We start from the raw sequence: 21,108 nt of genomic DNA, 5'->3' as shown, positions 1-21,108 counted from the left end.
TTTTATTTCACTCTCTTCACACGAACTTTACGGTTAAACCCAACCTTCTTTAAATACACGGCACTCCATGCGCCTTTAAACAACTCAACTTTATCACCTACTTTCAAGCGCAAGGTTTCGCTATCAGTTTGGTTCCAACGTTGACCATTTTCAAACGTGAGCTTCAATTTCTTTTTAGCAGAGTATGAAACTTTAGCAACTGTAAACTGAACACGCTCTAATTCATCTGGTTTTTTACCTTTCTTAAGGTGATGATCACCAAACTCAGCTTCTTTCTTTTGTTGCGTTTTTGGCACAGCCACTGCCGCAGGTGCAGCAGCTACTTTCTCTTCAACCTTTGCAGCTGACGTAGACAGCGATTGCGTCAGTTTGTCATAACAGGCCAATCGCTCTGTTGACGACGAAACAGTAGCACATTGCTTTAATGATGATGCTAAATCGTTCGCATACGCTGAGCTTGCCAATAAACCAGTCGCAACGACTACACCAGTAAAAAACACTTTAATCATGAATACTTTCCTGCTTAGAATTATCTTTCTTTTTCTTATTTTGCATCGATGCAATAACTACACCGAGTTCGAAGAGTAATAACATCGGCAACGCTAACAGCGTTTGCGAGATTACGTCTGGCGGTGTAAGCAACATACCAATCACAAATGCACCGACAATAATATAAGGTCTTTTCGCTTTTAAACTTTCAGGTGTTGTTACGCCCGTCCAACACAACAATATAATTGCAATTGGAATCTCAAAGGCTAAACCAAAGGCAAAGAATATCTTCAAAATGAAGTCTAGATAACTTGAGATATCGGTCGCAATGGTTACGCCTTCAGGTGCGACTGAGGTAAAAAATGCAAAAGCTAACGGAAATACCACAAAGTACGCGAAGGCTACGCCGGCATAAAATAACAATGAACTACCAAACATGAGAGGCGCAATTAAGCGCTTTTCATTTTGATAAAGCCCTGGCGCAATAAATGCCCAAATTTGGAATAAAATACATGGAATTGCCAAGAACAGCGACAAGATCATGGTTAGCTTAAAAGGTGCAAAGAAAGGAGATGCAACCTCTGTTGCAATCATTTGTGTACCTTCAGGCAAAACATCTAACAATGGTTTAGCGATAAATTGATATATATCTTGGGCAAAATAAACTAAACCACAAAATATAATCAGGACGGCTAAAATCGACTTGAGTAGACGTGATCTTAGTTCAATTAAGTGGTCAAAAAGCGTTAATGGTTGCGACATCTAATCTTGTTTTTCAGTTGATTGCGACGATTTATTTGAATCTGACTTGTCAGCATACGGACGATTAACCATATCTGCAGCCTCTTTCAGTTCAGCAACAGACTTAGCGACATCGGGCGCTAGGTTTTCCATATTAGCCTGTTCGGCTTTCTTCAAATTTTCATGTAGTTCGTGAACACGTAACTCTTCTTTCAACTCAGATTGCACGTTTTGACTAAAAGACTTTACGTTTCGAACCCAGTTGCGAACGGTACGAATGGCTGTTGGTAAGCGTTCGGGACCTAGGACGACAAGGCCAATTACCATAATCAGTAATAGCTCCCAAAAACCAATATCAAACATGAGCTTATGCCTGTTCTTTTTCTTTCTCAGTTGTTTGCGTAGACTTCTGAGTGTCGTCAGTTAAAGATTCAGGTTTGTCTTCTTCATTCATTGCTTTTTTAAAGCCTTTAACAGCACTACCTAAATCACCACCCATGTTACGAAGTTTCTTGGTACCAAATAACAAGATAACAATTACAGCGATAACAACTAGTTGCCAAATACTAATACCACCCATAGCATTCTCCTAAAATTGAGTTATGATGATTATAAAGTGTTGGAAATAAAAAGCACGTATTTCGCAAGGTTATCGCATTAAACTTGATCTCGCAAAACATCCATGGAGTGTAGATGGACAGGAAAAATAAAATCACTCAGATCTTATCGCTGTTTTTGAGTATTTTATCTTTTGACGTCTTGTCGCAGGAAGCAAAACATCAAGACAAGCCAAAGCATAAAAAAGTTACCACAACGGCAGAAGAGCAAACAGCAATCGATAAAATCGACGCCATAGAAGATATGGTGCTAAAGCCTGTGCCTAGCGTAAAACCACTAACCGAATTAGAGGTTTCTCCCGAAGTAGACGACTGGATGACACAAGTTCATCGCAACATTACCGATTCGGTTCATCAGTCCGTTATATGGTTTGATGGTTTTTTTAGTGACGATGAAGTCAATGAGCTTACGCCACAATCACTGGCGAGAATATCGACAACTTGGTTACCTAGAGCTAGAGATTGGAGTGAAGTAAAATTAAGATTTAAATTAAAAGCCAAACTGCCATATTTCGAAAACAAAGTTGATTTGATTTTTTCCGATAACGATGACGAAGATCAACTGCCACTAGAATCTGAGCAAACTAAGCGCTCTTTCGATGACAACGACTTTACAGCAGCCGTTCGTTATATTCACAAGCAAAATCAAAAAGTCTTTACCGATTCTCGAGTCGGTATCTCAGGCAGTGCTTTATATGTAAGAACCCGTCATAAAAGGACTTATGTGTTTGGTGAAAAGCATAGTTTCATGTTTGAACCTTCAGCATTCTACTATACCGATGATGGTTTAGGTGCGAGGCTGTTACTGGAGTATGATTACCAACTCAATCCCGATCATTTATTCAGGGCCAACTACTCTATTCGTGGTTCAGAATCATTTTCAGGTATACGTTGGAAACATGGTGCCTATTATTTACGCCATATCTCAGACAAAGAAGCAAGTGTTTTTGGGGTCGTGGTTGAAGGAGAACGTAATGGTGATAATGGCTTTTTAATTGAAAACACCACACTCAGTTATCGTTACCGGTTTAACGCAATTAAAAAGTGGTTATTTTTTGAGATAGAACCTTTTGTGGAGTGGCCTGAGGACGTTGATTATAAAACTACACCTGGCGTCGCACTCAAAATAGAAGGCTACTTTGCCAGTGGTTAAGCTTTCAATTTTTCGTTGGTAATTAACTCCGCAACCGATGAGTCGATCTTAGTCGGTCGGCTAATATGATAGCCCTGACCAAACTCACAGCCTACGCCTTGTAGCTTCTTAAGCATGGTTTCAGATTCAATACCCTCAGCAACAATGCGATAACCAAACTGCTCGCCAAGCTCATTTAATGCTTTAACCAAAGTTAAGTTCTTATCGCTATTGTTCAGCGTACGAATAAAGCTACGATCAAGCTTAATGAACTCAAATGGATAGCTATGTAAGAAACTAAATGAAGAAACACCTGCACCATAGTCATCTAGCGCTAACTTAACCCCAAACTCTTTAAGTTTACGCAGGCCTTTGTGCGCTAGCTCGGTATGTTGAGTAAAAGCAGATTCATTAAACTCTAAGATAAGGCGCTCAGGCTCAACAGTGTTGCTCTTAATCAATGAAATTAACTTATTAAGTTGATTAGCTTGAGTTAATTGACGACCCGATAGATTTACCCCAATGAAGGCATTGCTGTACTTTTTATGATCTTGCCACTGAGATAACTGCTGACAAACTTCTTCAATCACCCAGGTTTCAATTTCTAAGATAATACCAGTCTCTTCAGCCATGAAGAGGAATTGGCTCGGTGTTAATAGGCCTTTCGTTGGATGATTCCAACGCAATAACGCTTCAAAACCTATTGCACTTGTACTATCTAGGTTAGAGATCTGCTGATAATGCAGCTCAAACTGCTGCTGTTTAATCGCGGCACGTAACTCTTGCTCAAGTGACATATTCTCAAGCAATTTCTCACGCATGCTTTCATCGAAGAACACAAAACGGCCACGGCCTAAACTTTTAGCCTGATACATAGCGGCATCTGCATCACGCAAGATTTCATTTGCATCATTATACTGGTGACTACATAACGCGATGCCGATACTGGCATTAGAATAGAGCTCATTACCATCATAAACAAAAGGCTCAGCGATTTTATCTATGATTCGAGCACAAACATCTTCTACGTCTTCTTGACTTTGCATTGAATCAAGTAAGACCACAAATTCATCACCACCTAAACGCGCTAACAAGTCATTGTCACGAACACAAACCTTCAATCGATTTGCGATCTCAATCAAAAACTCATCACCAGCGTGGTGCCCTAAGGTATCGTTAATCATCTTAAAGCGATCTAAATCGATAAATAAGACGGCAAAACGATTTTGAGGGTGACGTTTAATATGTCGTAACGCAAAACTCAAACGATCAGAAAACATTGCTCTGTTTGGCAGTGTTGTTAGTGAGTCATGATGGGCTTCATGATAAAGTTTGGCTTCAGCTTTGCGACGTTCCTCTACTTGCATACGCAAGTTTAAGTTACTAATTTGCAGTTCTTTAGTACGCTCATTAACTAAGCGCTCTAATTCATCTTTGTTCTTCTGCTCTTGCAGTTCATGGTTCTTACGATTAATCGCACTTGCGATATGATCGGCGATAAAACGAATAATTTCTAAGTCGTCTTGCTGATAAGCATTTTCATCATAGAAGTCTTGCAACGCAAGGACGCCAATCACTCGATCTTGATGCATAAGCGGCGCCGACAGCCATGCTTTTGGCAACGTACTATTAAATTGCGCAAAAGATAAGTCCTGCGGTGTAATACCACCTTTAGGCGTCAAACTTAACAATTCTTGGTTGGCTAATAGCAACGGTGCTGATAGCACGATAGTGCGCTCAGTCAGCCCAGATTTACGTCGACTTGAGTTTATCTCAATGATTTGTTCATTAACGATGTACGGGTATTCAAGCTTGTAACCGTCGTTTGAAAGTAAACTAATGAAAAAGTTTTTCGCGGGTAATAGCTTTTTTACTTGATGATGCAATGCTTGATAAAACTGCTGAATATCATCACTCGATGCCGTAATTTCAGAGATCGATAATAAGACTTTATGAATATTTTCCGCTTTTTGACGCTCAACAATCTCTTTTTGCAACTGAGCATTCGCTTGGGTAAGTTTGCGAGTACGTTCAGCAATACTATTTTCTAATGATTGTCGAGAACGAACTCGATCAATAGCAGTAACAATGTGCTCACTAATAAACGTGAGTAAATCAGCGTCTGCTTTATCAAATTTCAAGTCTTCTTGATAACTTTGAATAGCAATAACACCAATCACTTTATTTTCGCGTTTTAGCGGAGCACCAAGCCACTCAAGACAACCACAGTCGCTTTCAATAGACTGTTTCGGGCAAAAATGTTGAGTTCGAGCTTCGCGGTAAACTTCAGCAGTTAAACCGTTTTGCCACTGGTCTGGCGTTGTATTTACGATCATTTCCGCATCAACATTGTTTTGCATGTAAGCAAGCTCAAGAAGTCCTTGCTTATTAACAATGGCGATATGGAAGTTTTTGGTGCGGAAAATGGGTTCTACGACAGAAGCAAGCGCAGTATAGAAAGCCCCCATGTCAGTCACTGTAGCCGCTAACTCTGAGAGGGTTAGCAAATTCGACTGCATGTTTTTTAGGTGTCGGTACTTTTTCAATAGCGACTTGAATTTTGGCAGCTGTCGAGCAGCAATAAAACTATCGCTCGCCTTGCATTCCATTAAGGCTTTCCATTTTATTAGTATTATTTTTAAGCAGTTAGTCTATCAAAAAAATCAGACATAACCACCCTTTTTGTGAATCCATATTATAAAAAACGTTAATTTGGATCAAGTAGTGGTCTAACTTCCTGTAAAAGCCAATGGCGCCATTGGACTATGCTTACTTAAGTGTACTGTTGATCACAATTGATGTAATCAACGTAAAGTTGTGTAAATAGTGTTTTTTCCTAGAAAAATATGAATAAACTGATGCAATCAAAATTCTCACTAAAAGGTAGTAAATAATGTTTTGGAGTCGAAGGGCTGCCTCCATATCCCTTGCAATACTAGTGGCATCTGGGTGCGCGTCTCAATCACGAATAGACGACCAAGTCATATCACCTGAGCTACCCAGCCAGTGGTATCAAAAAACCCAAATAGCGGAAGTCAATCAAGATTGGCTAAAGCAAATAAGCAATGATCAATTATCACACCTCATCGATCAATCTCTAAAGCACAATCGCCAGCTAAAACAAAAAGCCCTAGACCTAGCAATACTAGCTGAGCAAGTCGAAATTACCAACGCAACACTTTGGCCAGAGATCGACTTTTCGTTAACTAGCTCTCGTCAGGCATCAGGTGAGCCAACACAATATAGCAACAGTAATAGTGCAAACATCAACGTCAGCTACGAAATCGATCTCTGGGGAAAACTTTCTGATGCAGCCCAGCAAGATCATCTCACATATTTAGCAGCGAAAGCCGAATACCAGCAAGCGAGAACTGAGCTCATTGCTGAGGTCATGATCAACTATTTTGAACTAGCTGCAGCACAACAGCTTAGCAAGCTTTTCGAGCAACGTGTCACCTTATCAAAAGAAAATTTAGACATTATTTTATCAGGCTACAAACAAGGCCTAAATGAAGCCTTAGACGTTTATCTCGCACGAAACGACCTGAACGCAGAACTATCTTCACTTGCAGCTCAACAATCAAACGTCCAACAAACTAGCGCCAACATAGAACTACTTGTTGGAAAATACCCAGGTGGTCGTTTAAATACAGAATCAAACATTCCAGTGCTCTTGGACAATGTTAGCGTTGGGTTGCCTTCAGAATTAATTAAGAAAAAGCCCGAATTACAGGCAAGTTGGTATCAATTACTTGCCCAAGATGCGGCATTAGCATTTGCGCATAAACAGCGCTTTCCAAGTATCCGGTTAAGCGGTAGTTATGGCAGTCAGGCGAATGAGTTAGATGATTTACTATCAAGCTCATCAGTTGCTTGGTCATTGCTTGGCGGTGTCACTATGCCACTATTTAATGCCGGTGAATTGAAGTCAATTGAGCAACAACAAGCATTAAGATTACAGCAACAAGAACAACAGTATCTAGACAGCTTATATCAGGCCTTTGCTAGCGTTGAGCGTGGTATCACTCAAGAACGCAGTATCAAAGACCAATACCAAAGTACATTGGCAGCGCAAGAAAATGCATTAATCGCGCAGACCTTAGCGTTTGAGCAATATCAAAATGGCTTGGTCAGTTACACCACAGTACTTGACGCTCAAGAACGAGCATTCAATGCTCAAAGCAACGTAATTTCATTGAAAAACCAATTAATCACCAATCGTTTGAACCTTTATGTCGCATTAGGCGGAAACTTTGCAGAAGGTTTGAATATTCAAGAGTTAGCTAACTATGATCAATAAGAAATATTTACTTCCTGTTGCAATAATTTCACTGACTATTTTGGTGATATATTTCATTACAAGTAATCCTCCACAAACTAAACGTGGTCGTGGCGCACCAACGACTCAACTCGTTGTTGAGACCCAAACACTTGAACCACAACGCTATCAAGTTGCCGTTGAGAGCTTTGGTACAGTGACACCGAGAACCCAAAGTTCGCTGGTAACACAAGTATCGGGACAAATCTTAGACATCAGTCCCAACTTTCGTGCAGGTGGCACCTTCAAACAAGGTGAAGTGTTGGTGAAACTCGATGATCGAGACTATCAAGCCGATGTTAAAATTGCCCGAGCTGCGGTATTTTCTGCACAACAAGCGCTTGAAGAAGAAAAGGCAAGAAGTAAGCAAGCACTTACCGACTGGAATAGACTTTCAAATGGTGAAACACCAACCGACTTAGTATTGCGTAAACCACAACTCGAAGCCGCCAAAGCAAGTTTAATGTCTGCCCAGGCTCAGTTAGAAGTTAGAGAAATTGCGTTAGAAAGAAGTCAAATAATTGCGCCATTTGACGGTCGTGTATTAGAAAAAAATGTTGATTTAGGCCAAGTGGTTTCATCAAACACACAGCTAGCGACAGTATACGCAACAGACTATGTCGAAGTAAGATTGCCGATTAATAATAATGACCTTGCGCTAATGACACTACCAGAGTCATATCAAGCCACTAAATCGATTGATGTGAGTTTTAATTCAACGCTAGTTGGCAGCCAACGTTGGCAAGGCAAAGTCATACGATCTGAAGCGGCTATTGATAATGCATCGCAGCAACTTTACGTTGTTGCACAAATCAACCAACCTTTTGACGTGAGTAATGAGCAACCGGTTCCGATCAAGATTGGTCAATATCTAACAGCAAATATTGCCGGTAATACGATTAATGACGCGCTAGTCATCCCGAATAACACTATCTACCAAGGCAGTTATGTCTATATCGTCCAAGACAACAAAGTATATAGAAGAGAAATCAATATTTTATGGCAAAACAATCAAGAAGCTATTGTTGATTCTGGTCTTACGGCCGGTGAGGAGTTGGTGCTGACATCATTAGGACAGGTGAGTTCCGGCACAAAAGTCGCGATTATGGGGGACGCACTACCTGCCAATGGCCAACAACCATTAAAAATATCGAAGGGTAAACGAGGCGATAAGCCGAAGAAAAATGGACAAAGTGGCGAGCGCACCAAAGGGCAAAAACGAAAGTTGCAGGAGGCTAACTTATGATCGCTTGGTTCGCCAAAAACTCAGTCGCCGCCAATTTACTCATGTTGTTTATTTTGGTGATCGGGTTAGGCTCTTTGTCGACAAAAATCCCATTAGAGATCTTCCCTTCTATTGAGTCTGAAGTCGTATCTGTCAATATCTCCTTGCGAGGAGCAACCCCTGAAGATGTAGAAAAAGGTGTGACGATACGTATTGAGGAGGCTGTTCAAGACCTCGAAGGTATCGAGCGTATTGTCAGTAGCTCTTCAGAAAATCGTTCATCGGTAAGAATTGAAGTTGAAAGTGGTTACGACCCTCGAGAGATGCTTGCCGATGTAAAAAGTCGGATTGATGCGATTAACACGTTTCCTGTCGATGCAGAAAAACCAATTATTGCACTTGCTCAACGTAAAAGAGAAGTTATTGCGGTAACGGTAACAAGCCCATACAGTGAAAAAGAAACGTTAGAATTTGCTGAAGTTGTTCGAGATGAGTTATTAAGAATTCCAGGCGTCACTCAACTCGATCTCAGTGGTGTGCGTAACTATGAAATCAGTTTAACCTTGTCTCAAGATCAACTTCGACAATATGGTTTAAGCATCACAGAAGTATCTCGAAAAGTTAATGCGTTTAGTACCGATGTTTCTGCCGGTAACTTGCGTACTTCAGGTGGTGATATTTTGCTCCGCTCCTCAGGTCAAGCGTATTACAAAGACGAATTTGGCGAGATCCCAATCAAGACCCAAGAAGATGGAACGATTATTCGCTTAAAAGACGTTGCGACCATTAACGATGGCTTTGAAGAGACCCCAATTAGAACAAGATTTAACGGCCAACAAGCTGCATTCATCGATGTTTATCGTATTGGACAACAAAGTGCGATTGAAGTGGCTGATAAGGTTAAAAATTACATCGACAGCCGCCAAGCAACCCTCCCTGAAGGCTTCGGCTTAAGTTATTGGGATGATGACTCGGAAATTGTTAAAAAGCGCATTGCAACACTCACATCGAGTGCACTTCAAGGTGGTTTCCTCGTATTATTGTTACTAACGTTATTCCTACGCCCGTCAATAGCATTCTGGGTTTTCATTGGTATTCCAGTTTCCTTTATGGGTGCCTTTATTTTTATGCCGTTCTTCGGTGTCACGCTCAACATAATGAGTTTATTTGGCTTCATCTTAGTACTCGGTATCGTGGTCGATGACGCAATTGTCACGGGTGAAAATATTTATACCCATTTGAGAAACGCAGAATCTGGAGAAGAAGCAGCAATTAAAGGGACGCAAGAAGTTGCAACACCAGTAACGTTTGGCATTTTGACCACGGTTACAGCCTTTCTTCCAATGTTATTTATTGAAGGAAATCGCGGCGCCTTGTTCTCACAAATCGCAATAGTGGTGATACCTGTACTACTTTTCTCGCTCATAGAATCGAAGCTCGTGCTCCCAGCTCACTTAAAGAAAATAAAGCTACGAGCGGAAAGTAACCCTAGTAAATTAGAAGCATTTCAACAACGCTTTGCTGATGGCTTTGAACGTGGCATCTTAAAATTCTATCAGCCACTATTGTCAGTTGCTTTACGCAATAAGCTAACAACGATTTCGTTGTTCGTGGGTACTTTCGTCATCATCATCGCCTTATTAATGTCTGGGTGGAGTAAATTCGTATTTTTCCCACGTATTCCTAGTGAGACCGTACGTTTGAACTTAACAATGCCGAATGGCACACCATTTGAGATCACTAACAAGCATATTATTAATATCGCTTCACAAGCAGAGAAGTTACAGCAAAAATATGTCGATGAAGAGACTGGTGAAAGTGTCATCATGAACGTTTTAGCCACCACAGGTGGTCGTGGTGGCACATCACATGTTGGCGGTGTTCGTTTTGAACTTGTTTCACCTGAAGATCGCACCATTAATGTAACATCCAGACAGATGGTGGCAGAGTGGCGCAAAATGGTTGGCCAAATACCGGGCGCTGAGTCAATGACATACCGAGCAGAAATAGGGCGTTCTTCCGATCCCATCGACGTTCAATTGACAGGCAACTCACTTGAAACTTTGCAAGAGGTTGCTGACCAGGTCAAAGTGCAATTAGCGACTTATCCAACCGTTTTTGACATTGCTGATAGCTTGTCTGATGGCAAGGAAGAACTTCAAATAGAGCTCACCCAACAAGGTAAAGCGTTAGGGTTATCGCGCCAAGAGGTTGCTAGCCAAGTGCGTAATGCCTACTTTGGCGCTCAAGCTCAGCGTATTCAGCGGGGTCGAGATGACGTCCGGGTCATGGTACTCTTGCCATTAGATGAGCGTAGATCCTTAGCTGATCTAAAACACATTTTGATTGATACACCATCTGGTGCCCAAGTACCGCTATCACATATTGCTGAATTAATTCCAGGTAAAAGCCCATCAACAATCCGTCGAATCGATAGGTACCGAACCGTAAATGTGACAGCAGATATTGATAAGCAGTCGACCAATATGACGACGCTCAATGCTGACTTAAAGGTTTTTCTCGACAATTTAGTCGCTCAATACCCAGGCATAAACCATTCGCTTGAAGGTGAAGCAAAAGAGCAACGTGAATCCTTTGGCTCATTAGGGTGGGGGTTATTGTTTGTCTTTTTCGTGATTTACGCCTTATTAGCAATACCGTTTAAGTCCTACATTCAACCGCTCATAGTGATGAGTGTTATTCCATTTGGCTTAATTGGTGCCTTTATTGGTCACGTTATTATGGGCATGGATCTCACTATCTTTAGTTTATTAGGCATGCTTGCATTAATCGGTGTTGTTGTTAATGACTCGCTAGTGCTCGTAGACTTTATCAATAAGAAACGGGCGGAAGGGTACCCTATTGCTAATGCAGTTCTAACTGCAGGAGCAGCACGTTTTAGGCCAGTCATGCTAACAAGCTTAACGACCTTTATCGGCCTAATGCCATTGCTTTTTGAAGAATCAACGCAAGCACAGTTTTTGATCCCAATGGGGATTTCACTTGGCTTTGGTATTTTATTTGCGACATTTATTACCTTGATTTTGGTGCCCGTTAACTACTTGGTCGTCGAACGCTTAAAAGGCAATAAAGTCGAAAAGTCAGCGCTCATCATTCCATCTAGAGCTGCAACAACTTAATTGCAGCTCAACCAAAAAACTATAGATATAAAAAAGCCCGGTTAATACCGGGCTTTTTCTTAGCTATTCGATCGAACTAAACTAACGCACTTTTAAGTTTAGTTAGCGCATTTTTCTCTAACTGACGCACACGTTCTGCAGAGATGCTGTATTTAGCAGCAAGTTCTTGTAACGTTGCTTTATCATCATCTAACCAACGTGTTTTGACGATATCTTGGCTACGCTCATCTAACGCAACAAGCGCATTAGCTAAACGCTTGTTAGCGTGTGCTTCATAGTCTTGTTCTTCAACCATGACCGCAAGATCTGAGCTTTTATCTTCTAAGTACTGTGCAGGAGAAAAATTACCTGAAGCACTTGCCGAGTCATCTTCGTCTGAACTTAGTTCAAATGCTTGATCTTGATTGCTCATACGTGATTCCATTTCAACCACGTCTTTGGCTGAAACACCAAGTGTTTCCGCTACTGTATCAATCTCGTCTTGGCTAAACCAACCTAAACGTTTTTTATTCTTACGTAAGTTGAAGAATAATTTGCGCTGTGCTTTGGTCGTAGCAACTTTAACAATTCGCCAGTTCTTCAAAACGAACTCATGGATTTCAGCTTTAATCCAATGTACTGCGAATGAAACCAAACGCACACCCACTTCAGGGTTAAAACGCTTTACTGCCTTCATTAAGCCAACGTTACCTTCTTGGATAAGATCCGCTTGAGGTAAACCGTATCCTGCATAGCCTTTGGCAATGTGAATAACAAAACGCAAGTGAGACATAATTAACTCTTGCGCCGCTTGTAAATCATTTTCGTGATGTAAACGAGTTGCCAATTCTTGCTCACGCTCAGCGCTAAGCACAGGAATGCTGTATGCAGATTGTACATAGGCTTCGATGCTTCCGCTTTGTGGAACCGTTAACGCCATTGATTGCATCGTATTACTCATTTTGATCCTCGTTTAAAGTAGCCTCGCGATGATATCACGCGAATAAGCCTTTTGCCACGTCCATTTTTCACTTATGGCAATAGACCTTGGGGCAATAAAAATAATTTCAAGTAAAATCAAAAGAAAGCGGTTACTTGTAACAAATATCGATTAAATTGTTAGATTTTTTGTCTTCTTTCGTTGTAAGCTAACTTCAGATAAAGTCATATTTATTAGATAAAAGCCGTTATTTAGAGGTAGCTTTTGTATTCATATGTAGCCCGACAACCTATTTTAGATAGCAACCAAGAATTAGTTGCCTACGAATTATTGTTCAGGGACGGTGAAAGCAATCATTTCCCAAATATTTGCCCTGACCAAGCAACCTCGAACATCATAACTAACAATCACCTAAATATGGGTGTTGAAAAAGTTACTGGTGACCTTCCTGCATTTATCAATTTCCATGCTGATACGTTAATTAGAAACTTCCCAAGCTTTCTTGATCCTGAAAAAGTTGTGATTGAGATCTTAGAAGACGTTCCAATTAGTGATGAATTACTCGAAGCCTGCAGAGACTTGCGTGCGAAAGGATATAAATTTGCATTAGATGATCATGACTTCGATCCCAAATGGGATGTGTTCTTCCCACTTGTGGATATCATTAAAGTGGATGTATTAAACACCAACATGCTGTCTATTAGCCGTTATATTCGCCGACTAGAAGATCATAATGTTACCTTGCTTGCCGAGAAAGTTGAAACTGCGGAACAATTCGCGCAATTAAAACTTCTTGGGTTTACCCAGTTTCAAGGCTATTTTTTCGCAAAGCCGGAGATGATCAAGCAAAAGAAAATCTCAACGTCTAAACAAAACATTTTAGCGCTAATCGAACAAGCCAATTTAGAAAAGCTTAACTTTGACAAAATTAGTGATATTTTTAGTTGCGATCCAGGCTTAACCTACAAACTCTTGCGTTTCATCAATAGCCCAACTTATGGCAGAAGTCAGGAAATTACCTCACTAAAACATGCTTTAATTTACATCGGTGAAGTAGAACTTAAAAAGTTTATCGCTTTACTTGCGTTATCAGATCTTAACGATGGTCAACCCAGTGAAACTATGCGCATGTCATTAACGCGTGCCAAGTTTTGCGAGCAAATATCGAATTTACGACGCGATGAAGAAAACCCTCCAAAAGCATTTTTAACGGGTATGCTGTCGATGATTGACGGTATTTTAAACTACGAGCTGACCACGGTACTCGACATTTTGCCAATCCATACAGAAATCAAATCTGCGTTGAAAGGTGAAAAGAATGTGCTGTTTGGCTACTTAATGCTTGCAAGAAAATCAGAGAAGGGGATGTGGTTAGAAGCTGAAAAGATTGCAGCTGCATTAAACATATCACACGATGCATATTACCAAGCCCACTCGCTTGCGCTTGAATGGGCTGACGACATGATGCTTACTCAGCAGATGGCTCAATAGCCTTGATATGACGTCTTACCGAGATATAGCTACCCAATAGACCCAGTGCTACGGCGAAAACTAACAACATCATTACCTCACTGCCTGATAGTGCTTGGAAGTCAAAATGTTGCTGATAGACTTCGGTTAATTTAGTAATTGCAGTCGATAAATACCCGACCAGTAACCAGATTAAAATCGTCGCTAAAAGTCCACCAAAAATTCCATACCACATGCCTGCATACAAAAATGGGCGCTGTATAAAGCTATCTGTCGCACCAACCAACTTCATCACAGCAATCGTCTGACGTTGATTTAATATTTGAAGACGAATCGTGTTGCCAATGATCAAAACAACTGAAGTACAAAGCAGCAAGGCGACTGACATCACAATATCTTCAATCAAGCTAGCAATGGCTTCAAGCCTGGTAAGCCACTCTAAATCAAGCTGACCTATGTCTACTTCTCTTTCGTTTTGTAATTTAGCGAGTAGCTCTTGTGCGGCTATTGATTGACTATGTCGTTGAGTCGGCGTTACCAGCAACGTCGCAGGTAATGGGTTCTTATCCAAGTAACCCAGTGCGCCACCAAAACCTGACGACTGGCTAAACTCTGCTAACGCTTGCTTTGGCGAGATATAAACAACATCGTCTACTTCTGGATATAAAGAAACCCGTTGTACTAATGCCTGCGCAGCCTTATCCGAGGTCGACAACTTGAGGTACAAGGTTATTTGCGATGCGCTATGCCATTGGTGTGAAACGGCTTGAGCATTTTTCACAAAAACATGTAACGTTGCCGGCAAAGTCAAACTAATCCCTAACACAACAATCGTCATAATCGTTGTAAACGGTGTACGCCATAGGTCACCCAAACTCCCAACAGCTTGCTGTAAATGCCTGACGGGTAAGGAAATCAATTTTTGAAGAAATGATGGTCGATGTGACAGTGCATTAGTCGATTTAGCCATTTTCGCCCCCTGAATAAAGGCCTTCAACAACACCATCATTAATCATGTTGCCCTGTTTCAACGTCAACGTCCGATACTTCATGCGCGCGATAAGCCCGAGATCATGTGTTGCAATTAACACAGACACGCCTACCGCATTAAAATCTTCGAATAACTTAATAATTTCAAGAGATAATTTAGGGTCTAAGTTACCGGTAGGCTCATCCGCTAGAATAATCGGAGGCTTGTTTACAATTGCACGAGCAATACCTACACGTTGTTGCTCACCACCAGATAACATATAAGGATAGCAGCGTATTTTTTCAGACAAATGTACTTTTTCGAGCGCTGTTTCTACCCGCTTTTTTATTTCCTTAGCGCTAAACCCTTCAATAACCAATGGCAATGCGACGTTATCAAACACCGTACGATCCATAAGCAAGTTATGATTTTGAAAAATCATTCCTATACCGCGACGTACGTAGGGAATGTCTTGATATTTAATATTGGCAAGTTCAGTACCATTTATATTGATACTACCGCTGCTTGGTTTTTCCATCAGAGAAATAAGTTTTAATAACGTACTTTTACCTGCACCCGAGTGCCCTGTTAAAAACGCCATCTCACCTGAGCCGACTTTAAAGCTGACTTGTTTAAGCGCTAAAAATCCACCGGGATAGGTTTTACTTACATTATTAAACTCAATCATCTGACTACTTTTTATATATTTTTTATTATCTTAGTGTCTTTTGTTAAGCGATGACAACCGCATTTTATTGCCAATTGCAGATTATTCATGCTCAAACAATGCATCAATAAAGTCTTCCGCAACAAAAGGTCGTAGATCATCGATACCTTCACCAACACCTAAGTAACGAATTGGAATTTGATACTTATCCGCGATGGCGAAGATTACACCACCTTTTGCAGTACCATCCAATTTCGATAAAGTGATACCTGATAAATCAACAGCTTCCTTGAACAGCTGTGCTTGGCTCAATGCATTTTGTCCAGTACCAGCATCTAATGCCAGCATGACTTCATGAGGTGCGTTTTCGTCAATCTTCTTCATAACACGCACAACTTTTTTCAGCTCTTCCATTAAGTGACCTTTATTCTGTAAACGGCCTGCTGTGTCAGCAATTAGCACGTCCACATTGCGTGCCTTAGCCGCACTCAAAGCATCAAAGATAACAGAGGCACTATCTGCTCCAGTATGTTGAGCGATAACAGGAATATCATTGCGCTCACCCCACACTTGTAACTGCTCAACAGCCGCAGCCCTAAAGGTATCACCCGCAGCTAACATAACAGACTTACCTTGGGCTTGATATTGCTTGGCTAGCTTGCCAATAGTTGTTGTTTTACCTACACCATTCACACCGACCATTAATATGACAAATGGACCATCTGTCGTTTCGATATTAAGCGGTTGATCAACAGGCGCAATGGTATTTTTCAATTCTTGCTTCAGAAGATCATAAAGCGCCTCGGCATCTTTAAGTTGCTTTCGACTTGCTGATTCAGTTAACGAATCAATAATACGGGTTGTTGTATCAACACCGACATCGGCAAGTAACAAGTGCTCTTCTAACTCTTCAAAGAGCTCATCATCAATTTTTTTACCTCGGAATAAGTCAAATAGACCACCACCAAGGCTTTGGCGGGTTTTCGTTAAACCTGATTTCAAACGAGCAAAAAATCCCATTTTTGGCTCTGGCTCTGGCTCTGGCTCTGGCTCTGGCTCTGGCTCTGGCTCTGGCTCTGGCTCTGGCTCTGGCTCTGGCTCTGGCTCTGGCTCTGGCTCTGGCTCTGGCTCTGGCTCTGGCTCTGGCTCTGCAGGAGTTTGCTCTGGTTCGCTTATTGTAGCAACTACTTGATCAGCACTTTCCATAGGTGAATCAGCAGAGGTCTCTAGGCTTTCCTCTACCTGCTCATTTTCCTGTTTTTCAACTGCTTCCGCTTCGTCTTTACTGCCTAATCCTAACCAGGAAAATAAACCTTTCTTCTTGCTCATAATGCTTTATTTCAATAACTTTGAGTAATTTGGGAAGTTTGTTAATAGTTTTTCATAACAAACAGCGATAAAATTGCCGATATATTACCACTTTTAATGCACTAGACAAAACCGCAACTATCGATATGGCAAAACAACGCGCAAGTAAAAAACAGTCATCTGGCTCAATCAGAATTATTGCTGGTATTCATCGTGGCAGAAAATTACCCGTGCTTGATGCACAGGGCTTGAGACCGACAACAGATCGCGTGAAAGAAACGGTCTTTAATTGGTTAATGCCCTACACTCGCGATAGTAAATGCTTAGATTGTTTTGCTGGTGCAGGCTCGCTTGGATTTGAGGCGTTATCTCGAGGAGCAGCTCAGGTCACCATGTTCGAGTTAGAAAAAACGGCTGCGACACAATTGAAAAATAACGCCAAGTTATTGTCTGCAACGAATGTATCAGTGCAACAGGGAGATGCACTTACTTTATTAGGAAAAACGCCAGAAGCAATGGATCTTATTTTTATTGATCCACCTTTTAGGAAAGGTCTAGCTGAACAGGCGATAAACCTAGTCAATAACGGCTGGCTGCAACCCGAAGGATTAGTTTACGTCGAAGTAGAATCAGAACTAACACTCGATAATTTGCCCCATGACTGGCGTTTACTAAAAGAGAAAGTTGCAGGTCAAGTGGCTTACCGACTTTACCAAAAGTCAGCTTAACGCTATGTATCACCTTACCTTTGGGCCCTCAATAGGAGGCATTGAAATATCATTAACTGATTTCAATGCCGAGGTTTGACATACCTTCTTCTAACACCAAATCTTTCGCCTCTTGGCACGTTGCTTTCGTTTCTGCCGCGCTAGCAATATAGTCAAATAACTGTTGCTGTGTTGCAAGCTCCCATTGCATCAGTGGGTGTTCATCGATTGCTGACGCTAACTGTCCTTCGCTGATATCTTCTTGTTCAGAAAGTTCTAGTTCACAGTAAAAATTCACTGAGTTGAGGGATAGTTGCGCTACATTTTCGAAGTTTTCTAGTTCTTTGTCTTGCATCCCCTGAAGTAACGAAATCATGGCCATCGTGACATCTATCGCAGGGAAAACACCAAAACTATCAAATGCTTCTGGATCAGGGATTAACGGCTCTAGCTTAGCTAATTGTGCATTGTAATTAATTTTGCATGACTGCTTTTTATCTAACCATTGCCAAATCAGGTTGAGTTGATTGCGCAGAAGCTTAGGATCACCAAAATCGGTAACTTCATGAAACATATATAAATTAGGTAGCATGCGTTCCATCAATGCTGCGCCATAGGTAACTTGCTGCCAATGGCTCAAGCGGGATAAATTAACCGTCACTAGTTTTGCTCTTTACTTGATAATTTAGGCGTCATTATACCTAGCTTGATGTTTGTTTGGCCAACTGCTTTTGTGCATATTCAAACCGAAGGCGATATTCTTGTAGCTTGTCTTCAAGCTCAGTCGTTGATGTTGATAATTTCTCTGACAGCTCAAAATTTTCATCGCGCAAGTATTTTATAGTTTCGCGGGCTTTTTCATAATCAGCCTCTTCTTTTTCACGACGCTGTTGAGCTAACTGTTGTTTTTCTTTAACTTCTTCAACAAGCTGCTGATAAGCTTTAATGGCTTTTTCTTCATCTTGCTTGAGCAACTGAGCCTTTTCGTCTAACTGTTTGTTTTCCTCTTCACTGTTAGCAAGGTCTTTTGTTAACTGAGCAATCTGTTGCTTAAGTTTATCGCTATATTCAGTGCTTTCAGACAACGCATTTTGCTTTGCTTTTAACTCATTAGCTTGTTGTGCAAGCTCTTGTTCAACCTTCTTACGTTCTTGGTCTTTTTGTTCACTATGTTGAGTTAACTCTTCAATTGTTTGCTGTAATTTTTCTTGTTGCTCGTTATTCGCTTCTATTGTCGCTTGATATTCATCAATCATTGCCTGCATAGCAGTAGCTTGCTCATTCTGCTCTTCAATTTGCTTTTCACTGCTCAGCGCTCGCTGATGTGTTTGCTGCAAGCTTTGTTCTAACTCCGCACACTTATTTTGCAAACCAATAATATCTTGCTTCTGCTGACGACAATCTTCCTGTTCAGCGTCTAACGCTTTACTTTGCTCAGCAATATCTTTTTGTAATAGGGTAATTTGATTTTCGAGCTGAGCAATAAGCGTAGATTTTTCATCGGCATCAAGCGTAGCTTGCTCTTGCGAACTGGCTAACTGTTCTTCTAATGTTTCCTGCTGAGACATAAAAGTCGCCAAACTTTGGCTTAACTGAGCGCTGTTAGCTTTTTCTTCTGCTAACTCATTTTTCAACTGCTGGATTGTTTGTTCATTGTCATCAAGACTAGATTGTTTTTGATCGAGCATTGAGCGTAGCTCTTCTATGCAATCGTCTGCAGACTGCTGGCTCGTTTGATTTGATTCAAGCTGTTGGTTAAATTCGATTTGCTGTTGGGTCAAAGCTTGTTCAGCTAGGCTTAACTCATTCTGCAAATTAGCTTCGGTTTGTTGAAGCTTAGCGACCTGCTTTTCTAATTGAGCTTGCACTGCTTGCTGATCATTTAAATGCTGTTTTTCCGACAGTTTTAGCTGTTCATTCAGATTGGCAAGTTCGGCCTGTAAACTAACTTCAGCTTGCTCTCTTTGCGACAGATCTTCAGATGCTGATTTTTGAAAATCTTCAAACTCTTTATTTATTTGCTCGTAGGCTTGTTGGCTTTGTTGAAGTTGGTCAGTCAGTTCAGAGGTTTGTTGATTGAGATTACTAATTTGATCTTGAAACGATTGGCTTTGCTCATCCAGTTGCTCTGAAGATTGAGCTTGATCTGTAAGCTGTGACTTCAGCTCAATATTATCGCTATTGAGCGCGTTTACTTGTTGTTCTTTTAACTCTATTTTTTCATTGAGTTTTTCTATTTGTTGGTAGGCATTTGTGAGGCTTTTCTCGATTTTTAAATATTCTGGCAGAGTTTTAACATCTGTTGGCTGTACAACAGTCTCAGACTGAGCCTGTGCAAGTAACTGGTTAAAACGCTCTTCCATTTTGAGATAAATCTCACCAGTCAGGTTCTGTAACTCTTCTTCAACGGCTTGCATTAGTTTTTTATTATCAGCCATATCGTCCTCTAACAGCTCACTACCAAGTATGCTCTACTACCCTAGCATATGATTTACGGTGTGTTAATTTTTAATCAATTTTCCTTTTTGCTGAAAAGAAATTTACAAACCCGTAATAAAAAAGCCCAGCGATTGCTGGGCTTTCTGTACATCAATATTCAACGAATCATATGATTATGCGTTAGCTGCTTGTTGCTCTTCTTGATCTGCTGGAGCAATGCGTAAACCAACAACTTTCTGGCCGTCAGACTCATTGCGTAATTTCGCAAGGCGGTTAATTTGACCTAAAGAAAGTAACATTGCGTGCATTGGTACGAAAATACCACGCTTTGTGAAGTCGATGATTTTTTCATCCGAAAGTGCTTGTAGTTTTTGCTCATCAATACCGAATAAGCCAACTAATTTTTTCTTCTCGCCAGAGGCAAAATCAATGTTAAGTTGTAACTCTGCAAGTAATTCGTTATCAACCAATTCTTTAACGAACTTCTCTGTTAATACTTCGCTGTTGTATAGATCGCCAAGTGCTTCTTGAATGTTCTTGAATAACGTCGTTTCTTCACCATTTTCATCAAATAATGGTAAATCTTTGTCGTCACCTACATATTCGCTATCTAGATCAACACATGTTGTAAGCGTTCTTTCTTTTTCTGGATCTAAACCAAGGCTAAATGGCGCTAAAGCTAGTGCTTGTGGCATAAATAATGAGTCTAATACACCATCTTTGTAGAATAAGTTTTCGCCAGCTTCAAGACCTGTCATTAATACAGGGCGGTAACGCTCACCATCTTTGATTAGGAAGATAGGAAAGCTAGTCGCTAACTGAGGAAACTCACGTGCATGCGTAGCAATAATGTGTTGGTTAGAAATATCTGGTAAGCCACGTTGTGTAGTTACTTTTAAGTTTTGATGTGATTCTTTTTTAACTGGGGCAAAGTTAGCCATAATTCTTCTCTTCTTTGAATGTTTG

18 protein-coding genes are annotated in these 21,108 nt (G+C 40.8%); 6 read left to right on the top strand and 12 right to left on the bottom strand.

The window, feature by feature from the left end; genetic code table 11:
- Positions 1-2: 2 nt before the first annotated feature.
- The 4 genes from QQK05_RS12000 to tatA are packed head-to-tail and all read right to left on the bottom strand — an operon-like array spanning position 3 to position 1,810.
- Entirely contained in the window at positions 3-509 is a 507-nt protein-coding gene (locus QQK05_RS12000; RefSeq protein WP_284298895.1) for a hypothetical protein, read from the bottom strand.
- Positions 502-1,251: a twin-arginine translocase subunit TatC gene (gene tatC, locus QQK05_RS11995; protein WP_284298894.1), complete on the bottom strand. Its 750-nt coding sequence runs from the start codon at positions 1,249-1,251 to the stop codon at positions 502-504. Before tatC ends, QQK05_RS12000 begins: the two co-directional genes overlap by 8 nt.
- Positions 1,252-1,593, bottom strand: a complete 342-nt coding sequence (gene tatB / locus QQK05_RS11990) for a Sec-independent protein translocase protein TatB (protein ID WP_284298893.1) — start codon at positions 1,591-1,593, stop codon at positions 1,252-1,254.
- Between the two features lie 4 nt (positions 1,594-1,597).
- Positions 1,598-1,810 (bottom strand): Sec-independent protein translocase subunit TatA, encoded by a 213-nt coding sequence (gene tatA / locus QQK05_RS11985; protein WP_284298892.1) that lies wholly within the window; start codon positions 1,808-1,810, stop codon positions 1,598-1,600.
- A gap of 113 nt (positions 1,811-1,923) precedes the next feature.
- On the opposite strand from tatA, the gene QQK05_RS11980 reads away from it, so the two are divergent.
- Positions 1,924-3,000 carry a hypothetical protein gene (locus QQK05_RS11980; protein WP_284298891.1) on the top strand — a complete coding sequence of 359 codons (1,077 nt, stop codon included), beginning with the start codon at positions 1,924-1,926 and terminating at the stop codon, positions 2,998-3,000.
- On the opposite strand, the gene QQK05_RS11975 is transcribed toward QQK05_RS11980, so the two are convergent.
- On the bottom strand, positions 2,997-5,588 hold the full coding sequence (locus QQK05_RS11975; protein ID WP_284298890.1) for a bifunctional diguanylate cyclase/phosphodiesterase: 2,592 nt from the start codon (positions 5,586-5,588) through the stop codon (positions 2,997-2,999). The genes QQK05_RS11980 and QQK05_RS11975 overlap by 4 nt on opposite strands.
- 329 nt (positions 5,589-5,917) lie before the next feature.
- Here QQK05_RS11975 and QQK05_RS11970 point away from each other — a divergent pair, with 329 nt between their 5' ends.
- Genes QQK05_RS11970 through QQK05_RS11960 form a run of 3 tightly spaced genes read left to right on the top strand, consistent with a single transcriptional unit; the run spans position 5,918 to position 11,662 of the window.
- Complete coding sequence (locus QQK05_RS11970; protein WP_284298889.1) at positions 5,918-7,279, top strand: efflux transporter outer membrane subunit; 1,362 nt, start codon at positions 5,918-5,920, stop codon at positions 7,277-7,279.
- Positions 7,269-8,543 (top strand): efflux RND transporter periplasmic adaptor subunit, encoded by a 1,275-nt coding sequence (locus QQK05_RS11965; RefSeq protein WP_284298888.1) that lies wholly within the window; start codon positions 7,269-7,271, stop codon positions 8,541-8,543. The genes QQK05_RS11970 and QQK05_RS11965 overlap by 11 nt, the downstream gene beginning before the upstream one ends.
- Positions 8,540-11,662 (top strand): efflux RND transporter permease subunit, encoded by a 3,123-nt coding sequence (locus QQK05_RS11960; RefSeq protein WP_284298886.1) that lies wholly within the window; start codon positions 8,540-8,542, stop codon positions 11,660-11,662. Before QQK05_RS11965 ends, QQK05_RS11960 begins: the two co-directional genes overlap by 4 nt.
- Before the next feature lie 76 nt (positions 11,663-11,738).
- Here QQK05_RS11960 and rpoH read toward each other — a convergent pair whose 3' ends face one another.
- The gene (gene rpoH, locus QQK05_RS11955; protein ID WP_284298884.1) at positions 11,739-12,602 is read right to left on the bottom strand and encodes an RNA polymerase sigma factor RpoH; all 864 of its coding nucleotides are present in this window, start codon (positions 12,600-12,602) and stop codon (positions 11,739-11,741) included.
- Positions 12,603-12,845: 243 nt separating this feature from the next.
- Here rpoH and QQK05_RS11950 point away from each other — a divergent pair, with 243 nt between their 5' ends.
- Positions 12,846-14,072: an EAL and HDOD domain-containing protein gene (locus tag QQK05_RS11950; protein WP_284298882.1), complete on the top strand. Its 1,227-nt coding sequence runs from the start codon at positions 12,846-12,848 to the stop codon at positions 14,070-14,072.
- On the opposite strand, the gene ftsX is transcribed toward QQK05_RS11950, so the two are convergent.
- The 3 genes from ftsX to ftsY form a co-directional block, all read right to left on the bottom strand.
- Positions 14,050-15,021 carry a permease-like cell division protein FtsX gene (ftsX, locus tag QQK05_RS11945; protein WP_284298880.1) on the bottom strand — a complete coding sequence of 324 codons (972 nt, stop codon included), beginning with the start codon at positions 15,019-15,021 and terminating at the stop codon, positions 14,050-14,052. The two genes, QQK05_RS11950 and ftsX, sit on opposite strands and share 23 nt — an antisense overlap.
- Entirely contained in the window at positions 15,014-15,709 is a 696-nt protein-coding gene (gene ftsE / locus QQK05_RS11940) for a cell division ATP-binding protein FtsE (RefSeq protein ID WP_284298878.1), read from the bottom strand. Before ftsE ends, ftsX begins: the two co-directional genes overlap by 8 nt.
- Before the next feature lie 81 nt (positions 15,710-15,790).
- Entirely contained in the window at positions 15,791-17,017 is a 1,227-nt protein-coding gene (ftsY, locus tag QQK05_RS11935) for a signal recognition particle-docking protein FtsY (RefSeq protein ID WP_284298876.1), read from the bottom strand.
- 125 nt (positions 17,018-17,142) lie between these two features.
- Here ftsY and rsmD point away from each other — a divergent pair, with 125 nt between their 5' ends.
- Entirely contained in the window at positions 17,143-17,724 is a 582-nt protein-coding gene (rsmD, locus tag QQK05_RS11930) for a 16S rRNA (guanine(966)-N(2))-methyltransferase RsmD (protein ID WP_284298875.1), read from the top strand.
- A 52-nt stretch (positions 17,725-17,776) separates the two neighbouring features.
- On the opposite strand, the gene QQK05_RS11925 is transcribed toward rsmD, so the two are convergent.
- The 3 genes from QQK05_RS11925 to QQK05_RS11915 form a co-directional block, all read right to left on the bottom strand.
- The gene (locus tag QQK05_RS11925; protein ID WP_284298873.1) at positions 17,777-18,364 is read right to left on the bottom strand and encodes a YjaG family protein; all 588 of its coding nucleotides are present in this window, start codon (positions 18,362-18,364) and stop codon (positions 17,777-17,779) included.
- Between the two features lie 40 nt (positions 18,365-18,404).
- A complete protein-coding gene (locus tag QQK05_RS11920) occupies positions 18,405-20,141 on the bottom strand; it encodes a hypothetical protein (RefSeq protein ID WP_284298871.1) in 1,737 nt (578 codons plus the stop codon).
- A gap of 174 nt (positions 20,142-20,315) precedes the next feature.
- Positions 20,316-21,083, bottom strand: a complete 768-nt coding sequence (locus tag QQK05_RS11915) for a SapC family protein (RefSeq protein WP_284298869.1) — start codon at positions 21,081-21,083, stop codon at positions 20,316-20,318.
- Positions 21,084-21,108 lie beyond the last annotated feature (25 nt).

The sequence above is a fragment of the Thalassotalea loyana genome, from assembly GCF_030161435.1.
GTDB classification, from domain to species: domain Bacteria; phylum Pseudomonadota; class Gammaproteobacteria; order Enterobacterales; family Alteromonadaceae; genus Thalassotalea_G; species Thalassotalea_G loyana.
This window is presented reverse-complemented; position numbering and strand designations above follow the sequence as displayed.

What these genes read in the sequence shown, in the direction of transcription:
- QQK05_RS11965 (WP_284298888.1), top strand. Translation starts at nt 7,269, where the DNA reads ATGATCAATAAGAAATATTTACTTCCTGTTGCAATAATTTCACTGACT.
- ftsY (WP_284298876.1), bottom strand. Translation starts at nt 17,017, where the DNA reads ATGAGCAAGAAGAAAGGTTTATTTTCCTGGTTAGGATTAGGCAGTAAA.
- tatA (WP_284298892.1), bottom strand. Translation starts at nt 1,810, where the DNA reads ATGGGTGGTATTAGTATTTGGCAACTAGTTGTTATCGCTGTAATTGTT.
- QQK05_RS12000 (WP_284298895.1), bottom strand. Translation starts at nt 509, where the DNA reads ATGATTAAAGTGTTTTTTACTGGTGTAGTCGTTGCGACTGGTTTATTG.
- QQK05_RS11975 (WP_284298890.1), bottom strand. Translation starts at nt 5,588, where the DNA reads ATGGAATGCAAGGCGAGCGATAGTTTTATTGCTGCTCGACAGCTGCCA.
- rpoH (WP_284298884.1), bottom strand. Translation starts at nt 12,602, where the DNA reads ATGAGTAATACGATGCAATCAATGGCGTTAACGGTTCCACAAAGCGGA.
- QQK05_RS11960 (WP_284298886.1), top strand. Translation starts at nt 8,540, where the DNA reads ATGATCGCTTGGTTCGCCAAAAACTCAGTCGCCGCCAATTTACTCATG.
- tatC (WP_284298894.1), bottom strand. Translation starts at nt 1,251, where the DNA reads ATGTCGCAACCATTAACGCTTTTTGACCACTTAATTGAACTAAGATCA.
- QQK05_RS11920 (WP_284298871.1), bottom strand. Translation starts at nt 20,141, where the DNA reads ATGGCTGATAATAAAAAACTAATGCAAGCCGTTGAAGAAGAGTTACAG.
- QQK05_RS11915 (WP_284298869.1), bottom strand. Translation starts at nt 21,083, where the DNA reads ATGGCTAACTTTGCCCCAGTTAAAAAAGAATCACATCAAAACTTAAAA.
- ftsE (WP_284298878.1), bottom strand. Translation starts at nt 15,709, where the DNA reads ATGATTGAGTTTAATAATGTAAGTAAAACCTATCCCGGTGGATTTTTA.
- QQK05_RS11980 (WP_284298891.1), top strand. Translation starts at nt 1,924, where the DNA reads ATGGACAGGAAAAATAAAATCACTCAGATCTTATCGCTGTTTTTGAGT.
- ftsX (WP_284298880.1), bottom strand. Translation starts at nt 15,021, where the DNA reads ATGGCTAAATCGACTAATGCACTGTCACATCGACCATCATTTCTTCAA.
- tatB (WP_284298893.1), bottom strand. Translation starts at nt 1,593, where the DNA reads ATGTTTGATATTGGTTTTTGGGAGCTATTACTGATTATGGTAATTGGC.
- rsmD (WP_284298875.1), top strand. Translation starts at nt 17,143, where the DNA reads ATGGCAAAACAACGCGCAAGTAAAAAACAGTCATCTGGCTCAATCAGA.